At 30.6% G+C, this 12,050-nt stretch carries 5 protein-coding genes; all 5 read right to left on the bottom strand.

Features of this window, described 5'->3' with window-relative positions; translation table 11 throughout:
• Nucleotides 1-285 precede the first annotated feature (285 nt).
• Nucleotides 286-468, bottom strand: coding sequence for a hypothetical protein (locus LI_RS07070; RefSeq protein ID WP_041817124.1), 183 nt, complete (start codon nucleotides 466-468; stop codon nucleotides 286-288).
• 716 nt (nucleotides 469-1,184) lie between these two features.
• Nucleotides 1,185-3,287, bottom strand: a complete 2,103-nt coding sequence (locus LI_RS07075; protein WP_011527376.1) for an autotransporter outer membrane beta-barrel domain-containing protein — start codon at nucleotides 3,285-3,287, stop codon at nucleotides 1,185-1,187.
• Between the two features lie 405 nt (nucleotides 3,288-3,692).
• Nucleotides 3,693-6,677, bottom strand: coding sequence for an autotransporter domain-containing protein (locus LI_RS07080; RefSeq protein ID WP_231850157.1), 2,985 nt, complete (start codon nucleotides 6,675-6,677; stop codon nucleotides 3,693-3,695).
• A 625-nt stretch (nucleotides 6,678-7,302) separates the two neighbouring features.
• Nucleotides 7,303-9,030 carry an autotransporter domain-containing protein gene (locus tag LI_RS07085; RefSeq protein ID WP_011527378.1) on the bottom strand — a complete coding sequence of 576 codons (1,728 nt, stop codon included), beginning with the start codon at nucleotides 9,028-9,030 and terminating at the stop codon, nucleotides 7,303-7,305.
• 632 nt (nucleotides 9,031-9,662) lie between these two features.
• Complete coding sequence (locus LI_RS07090; protein WP_223604265.1) at nucleotides 9,663-11,300, bottom strand: autotransporter outer membrane beta-barrel domain-containing protein; 1,638 nt, start codon at nucleotides 11,298-11,300, stop codon at nucleotides 9,663-9,665.
• Nucleotides 11,301-12,050 lie beyond the last annotated feature (750 nt).

Below are 12,050 nucleotides of genomic sequence, written 5' to 3' on the forward strand. Positions count from 1 at the left end.
AAATATTTTTTTACTATATAATTTTAAAATAAATAATATTAATTAATTAGTAATGTATTTCAATATATTAAATAATAAACAAATTTTAAAAATGATGTTTATATATAAAAAACTACATTAATAATTTAATATTAATGTAGTCTAGTATTTAATAAGTATTTATGATCTAAAGTTCTACAATAAAAAAATAGAACGGCCTAACTATTACAATTAGGCCGTTTTAGTCCACCTCTTCAGTATCAACTCCATCTTGATACTGATACACTATGTATTCCAAATATAGTATCAATATTTATATTGCATTTGAACATCAAATTTTTGTCTCTCAAGCTTTTTTACTTTATCAAAATGCATTAATCCATTTACTCCAACTTCAAGTCTTTTTGTAAGCTTTGCTGTATAAGAAAGCACAACTTCTGTTCTCATATATTGTCTTTTTTTTTGATGGAATAGAAACACTATACTCATCTATTGAAGCCATAAGAGGTTTAGCGTTCAATCCAAAGGCTACCTTTCTCATAGCAGTTTTCACTAATTAAAATTTTATATTGGAAGGATGGGATATTTAGCGGCAGAAAATCTAAAACTTGCTGAAAGTAAAGTTGGACTATAGATATGGCTAACTGGCTAACTATATTAAAAAAATACATAGCCACACTAGCCAACCTTGTCCTTATAAAGAACAAAAGGTTATTTTTTAGAAGTAAAAAAGAAGTGTTATTTTTTTATTTGTATAGGCTATAATACGATATTTCGGTGGGAATACGTGTAGTTATAATATGTAGCAATTAATAATATGAGATATTCTAATAAGGAGTACTTATTAATATAAGTAACGTTTATCTATATAATAATATTTAATAAACTATCATATAGTGATTTATTAAAAATACTACCTATACTGCTTGAATAAATACCGTTTGTATAACCAGTCAAAAATATAATAGTAATGATATATGTATTGTCAATTAACATACTAAGTCTTTAGTACAAATAGTAGATTAATAGATAAGGATAAAATCTATATTCTGTTAAAAAATACAGTCAGATATATAACAATATATAAAAGTTATTTATATATTAAAAAATATACTGCAATTTCTAATAGATAAAAAATGTAAGATTATGTGTCTATGTATAGTTTAATAAATAAAAAATAGTATAATAAAAACCTATTATAAAAATTAATAAAAATAAGTCCATTGAAGGTTTATATTCTGTTCTGTGTATCTTTTTGTATTCATGATATGAGTTAAGCCAGATAGATTCATCTCCAGCCTTTCAGACAACTTCATTGAATACACAAAACCACATTCAAATCTTGTATAGTTTCTTTTATACCCTGGGACAGATGCTTTATATTTATCCGTTAGAGCTATAATTGGCTTACTACTTATACTATTTGTATGCTGTGTTCCTAAAACAGCTGACATCCATGTTTGTAGCTGAGAAGTGTTTGTTGTCTTCCAATGACTACGTATCCCTATCCTTTTTTCCACCTTACGTTCAGTATTCCTACTTACTTCACATGGCAGCAATCCTGAAAATTCTTTAAATGCATTCCAACCAACAGTTGAAGCCATAAGTTCTATATATGGCGTGACGGATAAGGTATTGCTTTGAAAAATAGTATATCCTACCTGTAACAATCCTCCCATCAAATATGCTTCTGGGTTACCTTTAACATGCAACTCACCATCCATATGGGTAAACGAACGTGTATTCTTTATACTTCCCCATCCATAAAAGCTAACTATATGACCAGTAATACCTTTTTTATTTGGATTCCAAACCATCATTGCTGAAATAGCTTCTAATTCTGTTTTAGCTTTTGAAGAACCTATCCCTGAGCCTAGCCTTACTTCACCATATTTCTTCATTTCATTAGCCTGATGATAGTATGATAATCCAATACACATGTCTGAACAGCTATCTATAATGATTCCGGCCTGACCTAAACGTGTTTTATATTCTAAGTTTGTCTTATATCCTTCTACAGTAAAAAATGTACGATACAAAGGAAAATGTACTTTTTCTTTTTTACTAAATGTTGGATACAACCTATGCAACCGCTTCCTACCTGTCAAAAACACTAACGCATTCTTTCTATTAAGAGAGAAATTATCTATCTCATCATCAGAAAACTCATATGCTTTCAAGGGTAATGTTTTTAGTATGATAGATACTTGGTCGGAAATATCTAGCAGGATTCCCTGCATACCAATCAATGAACTTATATGGCCACCTAAATTATACCCAGGAATAAAATCTGCTTTAACTTTACATGCTGATTGCCCCATCAGCTTCAAAGATGAATACTTCACTTCTGATGACTGCTGACCACCATCAGTTGTACTATCCTTAGCTCCTTCTTTATTTCCTTGAGTAGATAAGACTATACCTCTGGCTGGTGCTTCAGATTCATCTTGTAAACCTGCTGTTGACAGATCTTCAACTGCATCAAAAAATTCTTCATCACAACTTTCATACTCATCGCTACTGCTATTACTATCCTCATCACTTGAACTATCTACATGAGTTAAATCATCTTCATCATCAGATTGTTGTTGAAACATACCTAATGCTCTTTGGTCTGCAGCTGTCCATAAACAAAACCTTTGTTTCCATGTTTTCTTTCTTTCAAGATACCCTTTTAAAGCATTATTATTAAGTTGCTGACGACAACTCTCTAACATTACTATCTTTTTTTGTGTTTGTTCAATGGATTTTTGTAGTTTTTTTACTTCTGCTTTTGCATCAATTTCACAATGCCAACAAAAACCACTGGCTATCCAAGTATTTTTTCTGCAATCCTCAGAAAAGGTACAACGTTCTTTATAGAACCTTCTCTTATATTTGTCCCCATGATGAGCTCTATCCTGCCAAAACAAAAAAGAATTACGCCATGCTCTTCCTGAAGAGCTATTCCAATAACGTTGTTGCTCTCTCCAGTAAGTAATCTGACTTTCTAAAATTAAAATTTCTTTATGGAAAAAATTTATTTGACTCCTTAACCACTTCATATTTGCCTTACAACATTGTCTTTCTTCTTCCCAGATTTGTAAGTCTTTTTCTACACTATTCCTTAGAATACTATACATATTAGGGATAGATAACCAGCAACATTGATTACTACTAAAACTACTTCTAAACCTTAAGTCTAAACCAACCTGCTTATGCATAGCTAATGATATTTCAACGCTATCAACTAATAAAATGTAAAGAAAGAGAAAAAAAACTTTCATTACTTGTTGTATACATATCGTTTGTTGCATTAATTTTTTCAAAAATGAATACCTATATAAAAACTATAATTATATCTTTGTATACTCAACTATACTATAATATTAAAATAATATATAATAAAAAATAAGTAATAATTATTATAATAACTATATATAATTATATTTTATATATAAAAACTATATATATATATATTACATACAATATATTAATATTGTATATATATATATAGTTATTAATTATTAACTAATAGTAATTAATAACTATATATAATAAAATAAGAGGATAATACTAGTATTATCCTCTTATAACAGAGTGTATTAATTAACTATTAATACAACTAAATATATATTAATTTACTATGATATATACTAACTACATAATGTAGTAATCTATTTGTAATAAGTATATTTATTCCATTTATATCTATTTCTTTTCAATAAGCTGAATCAATAATGATAACGTATCTGTGCTCCTGTATACATATTATAAACACTATTATGATATAAATGTATAATCATATGTGCTCCTATAGTACATCTAGAGGTAAGCTTTGACTCATGAATCATTCCAATTTCAGTTCCACTATACTCTTTCTTATAAGAAGGGATAGAAACACTATATCTAATATTAGGTATTCCTAAAAGTGTAGATTTAAATTCTGCAAAATGATACTGTCCAGATACATATGAAATCCATCCTTGTAGTTGAGAATTTTGACTTACTTTGTACTGACTACGTAAACCAATACTTTTTTCCTGTGTTTGTTCATTATTTCTAGTAAACTTCGAAGGTAATATCCCTGTATACTCTTGATAACCTGCACATCTAATAGATGAAAACATATACTCAACATAAGGAATACATACTATTTCTGATGAAAGTTGTAGATTATACCCTAGTTGAATAAGTCCTGCTATTGATTGTATCTCTGATGTACCTTTAGTCTTGACCATACAATCAGCATGGGGAACAGAGCGTATATTTGTTACAGTACCCCAACCATAGTATGTTACAATATGTCCTATAAAACCATTTTTCTTTGTGTTCCATGCAACAACTGCTGAAAGACTGTCTAACTTCTTTCTTGTGCTCACTGAGCTACTCTTTAAATCTCCCTGCATCCCATTTGTCTTCTGGACTCTATCGTTATGACGACCATAAATAAATCCAGCAGTCAGTGTAGGCCAAAGATCAAAAAGAACTCCCATCTGCCCTGAGGCTGCTTTATATTCCATATTTGAACAGTAACTATCTAATGATGTAGTTATTCTATAAGGGATGTTATTAGTTATTCCAGAAAAAATATGCTTTGACTTTTTAGAAGCTAAACGCCGAAAATGTGACCCAAATCTAGTATGCTCATTAGCTGTTATATTAGAACTACATGCTTTCATGCCTAACATTTTTACTGTAGTGGAAATACGTTTAGACGTATCTAGCAACATATGTTGTATTCCAAATAAAGAACAAACTTGTCCCTTATAGTTATATCCTGGAAGCAAAAATGCTGTAGTTTTATCTACACCAAGCAACTTATTTTTTTCTGTGTTACTACATTGTTGTGTCTGTGTTATAGTAGAATGATTCTTTTCACTTGATGATCCCTCACTTGATCTACTATCTGTATGACTATCGCATTTGCCTAGCACAGAATTAGGCGAGGCTAAACACAACCTATCCTTTTTATAGAGTTCCTTCCAATAATGGCCTACACAACAAATAACACACCCAACACCTGCTCCAACACTGCAGCCACAAGTCCCGCAAGCACTGTATAAACCCACATTTGAACTTATTCCAAGACAACTACAAATCCAATCAATACCACAACCAATGGCTCCTCCAGCTGTTGCCCCAACACAAACTGCTTTTACTGTATCTAAACATGCATGATTTTCAGAAAATCCTTTTGGCTGAGTAACTACCACTGTATCTATACTACTTGTACTACTATTTACTCCATCAAACTCTGATAATATACAAGGACGACGGCTTATCCCATCATGAGTATAAGAAAAAGAGGAATTATCTTCCTCACCAGAATCGCTACTATATGGAGAGTCTGAACCAAGATACTGAGAATCCCCTAACGATAAATCTGACGATGGAGAGTCTGAACCAAGATACTGAGAATCCCCTAACGATAAATCTGAACCAAGATCCTGAGAATCTCCTAACGATAAATCTACTAATGATGGAGGGGGTGGGGAAGGATTATGGCCATCATCAAAACTTGATTCTGAACTAAGATCCTGAAAACTTCCTAACAATGAACCTGATGATGAAGAGTCTGAGCCAAGATCCTGAGAATCTCCTAACGATAAATCTACTAATGATGGAGGGGGTGGGGAAGGATTATGGCCATCATCAAAACTTGATTCTGAACTAAGATCCTGAAAACTTCCTAACAATGAACCTGATGATGAAGAGTCTGAACCAAGATCCTGAGAATCTCCTAACGATAAATCTACTAATGATGGAGGGGGTGGGGAAGGATTATGGCCATCATCAAAACTTGATTCTGAACTAAGATCCTGAAAACTTCCTAACAATGAACCTGATGATGAAGAGTCTGAGCCAAGATCCTGAGAATCTCCTAACGATAAATCTACTAATGATGGAGGGGGTGGGGAAGGATTATGGCCATCATCAAAACTTGATTCTGAACTAAGATCCTGAAAACTTCCTAACAATGAACCTGATGATGAAGAGTCTGAGCCAAGATCCTGAGAATCTCCTAACGATAAATCTACTAATGATGGAGGGGGTGGGGAAGGATTATGGCCATCATCAAAACTTGATTCTGAACTAAGATCCTGAAAACTTCCTAACAATGAACCTGATGATGAAGAGTCTGAGCCAAGATCCTGAGAATCTCCTAACGATAAATCTACTAATGATGGAGGGGGTGGGGAAGGATTATGGCCATCATCAAAACTTGATTCTGAACTAAGATCCTGAAAACTTCCTAACAATGAACCTGATGATGAAGAGTCTGAACCAAGATCCTGAGAATCTCCTAACGATAAATCTACTAATGATGGAGGGGGTGGGGAAGGATTATGGCCATCATCAAAACTTGATTCTGAACTAAGATCCTGAAAACTTCCTAACAATGAACCTGATGATGAAGAGTCTGAGCCAAGATCCTGAGAATCTCCTAACGATAAATCTACTAATGATGGAGGGGGTGGGGAAGGATTATGGCCATCATCAAAACTTGATTCTGAACTAAGATCCTGAAAACTTCCTAACAATGAACCTGATGATGAAGAGTCTGAGCCAAGATCCTGAGAATCTCCTAACGATAAATCTACTAATGATGGAGGGGGTGGGGAGGGAGAATTATAACCCCTTTTAATACTAGAAATAGAGAAGGCTTCTCCAGCTGTCAAATATACACATAAAAAAGAGGAAAAAATGATAAACACTTTATTTCTAGAAAAAACTTTTATGCTATATTGAACTAGCCAACTATAAAATCCATACATATCCCATGTTAAACTCTTAATACAATAAGTTTCATACATATACATATGAGTATATCTTCTACAAAAGAATAAAAAAATAAGAATAAAGTATATAAATATCGTTAACATAATATAAAACTACCTTAGTAGATTATTGTATTAATAATATACAATATAATAGTTAAATAAAAAATATAAAGGACTTAAAGACAATAATAATAGATGAATGTAATATAAAATACTTTATAGAATAATATAAAAGATAAGATATAAACAAACAAACTATGTTACATTGTCAAAAATCAAAATAAAATATCACTAATTTTTTATAACACTTTATAATATATAAATTCCTCATTAAGTTATAGATTTATAATATCTAATAGTTAAACAAAATAGATAAATAATTTAAAAGCAATAATAATAATAATAATAATAATAGATATAAGAGGATGTAGAATACCTTATAGAATAAGGTAAAAGATAAGATGTAAAAAACTAAATTATACTACACTATCAAAAATCAAAAATAAAATACCACTAGTTTTTACAACATTCCCTATGAAAACTCTCACAATATATTCTATTAAAATGTATAGCGTAATTGAAAAAAAACATGTTGCCCCCCATAGTTTTTTTGTACTTTTTTAATATATGATGTTCCATTTACATAAAAATGGGCAGTCTCTGTTAAAGCAGTTTGATAGGATAATCCAAACTCTGCCTGTAGATACTGTTCCTTTTGGACAGGAAAAGATACCGTATACATATATTGGTTAGGTATAACTGATAGAGTAGAATACACTCCTTTTGTCTTTTGCATTCCAGAAGTACCTGCAATCCATATTTGAAGACACGTTAAAGGAGTCGGCTTCCAATTACTACATAAGCCAATACGTTTTTCATGAATAATCTTCATATCATCAGTAAATGAACATGGTAATAATCCTAGCTTTTCTTGATAGCCACCTCTTTGTACCATTGAAACCATATATTCAATATATGGCGTCATAGATACACCATGTCGTATGTCTATAGGATATCCTATGTGGATAAGTCCACCTACAGAACTAATACTTGACGATCCTTTTGTATGTACTTCTTTTCCTCCACGTGAAAATCTTCGTATATTCTTTGCCTTACCCCAACCATAGCAAGTTGAAAGACTTCCCATAATACCTACTTTATCTAAATCAAACATCACCATCGTGGAGAAACTATCTACATCTAATGTAGTACCTAATATTCCTAATGCTGACGAAACGTTTCCTTTATACTCTTTAACTTTCCCTTTTTGATGACCATACACAATTCCTAACGATACATTAGAAGTAATATCTACTATACAACCTACTTGTTCTGGAGATATCTTATCTTCAATACTATACTTCTGACTATCTATACTACCATTGGCTTGATACAATTTTAATGCTTGAAAAACATTAAAATGTCGCATGCTACTTCCAGAAGTACTGAAATACTTCATCTGCTTTACTGGCTTTCTTGTAAGACGTGCACCCCTATTGTATGTTAGGGCATATGCTTCACCTGTATTAAGTCTCTCCTGATATCCTTTTAAAACTAAGTCCCTTAATGTCATAGATAGTTGTGTAGACACATCTAAAAGTACATGTCGCATACTGGCTAATGCATTACGTTGATCTTGATAATTATAGCCTGAACTAATAAAAACACTTTCTTTAATAGGACCAGATGATGAAGAAAAAATTTTACTTCCACTTGAACAACGTGAAGAACTTCCCTGTTGGCCTAATGGATTAGGAGGGGTTATCACAGGAGTACTAACAAAGTTACCTTCCTCATAACATGATTTCTCTCTTTGACATTCTCCAGTTGAAGAATCTTCTTCTGAAAATAATGAAGAAATTAGATTCCCAACCCATTGAAATACTATACATCCTGATGTAAGAACTGTTTCAAAACTAGAACATTGAGCATGACACCCTTCTGAAAAGAAACTTCTCATTGTCCCATAAAATTCTAAAGGGTGACAAAATGGATTAGGACAACTTTCAGAATACATCTCACTAGATATCGTAGGACAACATCCTGTATTTTCCTCTTCTTCTGTTTTCTCAAAATCTTCTGTTATTATAAAAAACTCTGGACTTGTATTAGGATGAGCAACTGCTGGATTTTCTAACACACTTTGTGCATTTGATACACCACATTCTTCATTATTATACATAGCAAAAACATCTTCAACACAAAAACATATATACAATATAAAAGAAAAGCATTGTATTATTTTTTTTACATTACTTATAGTAATCCAAAATAACTTAAAAAGCATATAATACCTTCTATCAATACTCTAAACATAGAGAACTATAAAAACTATTCTAAAAGAATTATGTTATGATTTTATTATTTAAATAAGATTTTTATAAAGAAAGAATAAAAGATAAGGACTTCATACAATAAAAAATAAATATATTATTTATTATAAGATCCTAATATAAATTAAAATAGCCTATTATAATTAATATTAATATATAGATATATTGTGTAACAATTGCTACAACATGTTTATATAATTAATATAATTGTGTGATACTGATTTTAATAAATAGAGAGGTTCTATTCACCTAATAAATATTCATAACAAGATAGACACTATATACTTCAAGGTTGTATTTATATTATAAAAAATATATAACGTCAAACACTATTATAAAAAATAGTAAATTATTATAAAAAATAGTAAATTATTATAAAAAATAGTAAATTTTTTCTTAATCTATTGTTCTAAATGAATATTTTATATAATACCTATACTATATCTTAATAATATAAAGCAACTATCTATCTTTTATATAAAATTAATAAAAGATAGATAGTTGCTACAATATATACATATATAACTATTTGTAGCTATAAAATAGTATGTATTAATTATCTTATTGTATATATTTTCTTATTACTTCAATACGTATATTGTACTTGAGCGACTATATTCTGATTATCAACTTTACTCCATTTATTAAGACGAAAAAGCCCACTCAGACTAACGCTTACATTATCTGAAAATGTACCATCATAAGAGACTCCCAGCTCTGTTCTAATATACTGGTACTTCTTAGCATAGGTAGAAAGGTTATGTCTGTAATAAGAAGACAAGTATGAAGAAGATATCAAACTATTTGTTTTACTATATCCAGATATACCTGCAACCCAAAGTTGCATTGAAGAATTCATTGATACCCCTATGTCACTCCGTAGGCCTATACTTTTTTCTAATATCTGCTCTTTATTTTTCCCAAACTTACAAGCACCTGGAGAATACTGCTCTTTATATGAACTCCAACTGACACTAGAAAACATACATTCAACATAAGGAACCAATGTCACTTGATTCAATAAAAAAAAATTATATCCTAGTTGTACTAATCCACCCAGAAGATTAACCTTAGGAGAGCCTTTAGTAATAATCTCTTGCCCCTTATGAATAATCTTTCGAGTATTCTTTACTTTCCCCCAATTATAAGAACTTACTAAATGACCTGTTACCCCTGCATTTGCTGGGTTCAAAGCAACAATAGCAGAAAGGCCTTCTGTTTCCATTTTAGACTTCACTGAACCTATTGTTGAACCTAGTTGTATCCCTTTATATTCTTTTGATTCTTTTTTATTGGAGTCATAAGCAAAACCACAAGTTAAACCTGGAGAGAAGTCTAAAAGAACACCTATCTGGCCAGAGCATACTTTTCTTTTATGTATATCCTGAGGTTTTATAGATGAAAAAAAACGATAGGGTAAAAAGGATGGCACATCTATTGTTGTAGATAGTGAACCTCTTTTTCTTTTGACAGATACTACTTTCCCCTTGTCTTTATTGATATAATTCTTTTTAAAAAAAGAGAAGTCCTGGGATTTAGAGCTATCAGAATAATTTTTTAAAAGCAACATCCGTAATGTAGTCAATACTTGTTCAGAACCATTACTCAATAAACACTGCATGCTATGTAATGAGCTCATTTGTCCTAATAATGATGCTTCTGCAGTTAGATAGCTTGAGCTTCGACCTCTACCTCCTGGTTGACTAACAACTGGACTACCTGGACTTGCTGGTTGATGAACAGTTACAGGAGGGAAACTTACAGAAGGACCTTCATCTGGGGACTCTGGCTCTCTATGTTGATGAGTTCCAGTAGAACCATACATTGTTGTACTTCCCTCTCCTCCAGTCCTTATAGAGTTACTAGTACTATGATCCTCCCACCCCATCCATCTGTTATAACCACACAAATAACATGCTAATGAAACTCCAGCACCAACACATGCACCACCTACAGAACTTAAGACCCACCCAGCTGGTCCACATAATGAACTCATACTTGGGTTCATAACTGCCAGCATAGAATACCCTATTGCACCACTACCACAACCACATGCAGTTCCTGCCTCTGCTGCACTTACTTCAGGATATGTAGATTGTGGTTGTGAATATGATGGGTAAGAATAATAGCCATTAGCTCCAGAGGAAGAAGAACTTGTTGAGGAAGAACTTGTTGTTGACGTTGAACTTAATAAAGGTTGACGCTCTTCTTCACTTCCATTCATAGAAAAAGATTCATTACTATAAAAAAGAATACAAAAACATACTAATGTCGCTACAATAAGAAACCTTTTAACTGTGCTTAACAGCTGTATAGGAAAGTATAAAAATAAACGTTTGCCATACTGATAGTTACTTTTAAAATAAAAATATAGTTTGCTAATAACTACTGTATAAATATATATTATTTTATATATATTCCACATAGTTAGTGAGTAGTTTTTCATTTTTTATCCTTTTATTAACTACTTATTCTATAGTATGAATATTAAACATTTATATAGTAGAAGATAATTATACTTAATAATATTACCTACTCCCTTACTATATATATATATAACTAAAATATATTTTATATTTTATATATTCTTTAATCAATATTTTTTCACAAAAGAAAAATAAAGTATTATTTTATATAATTAAAAAAAATGCAATACAAATTTTGTACTGCATTTTTTATAATTATAAAATTTAATTGTATAAAGTTTATTTATATTTTATTAAATATATAATACAAATATAGTATATACATATAATAAAATTATATACTTATATAAAGTATTTTTTTCTACATTTAAAATATGTATATTTAGATTTGATATAAAAATTAATATAAATTTATACAAATAATTATAATTAAGATATTATTGTATACTTATGATAGAAAAATATTAATATTTTATTATTTATAAATATAATCTATACTTTAATATAAACATATTAATATTCATATATTAGAATTATATATCAAAATA

Origin of the sequence: Lawsonia intracellularis PHE/MN1-00 (genome assembly GCF_000055945.1) — a bacterium.
In the GTDB taxonomy this organism is placed as follows: Bacteria; Desulfobacterota; Desulfovibrionia; order Desulfovibrionales; family Desulfovibrionaceae; genus Bilophila; species Bilophila intracellularis.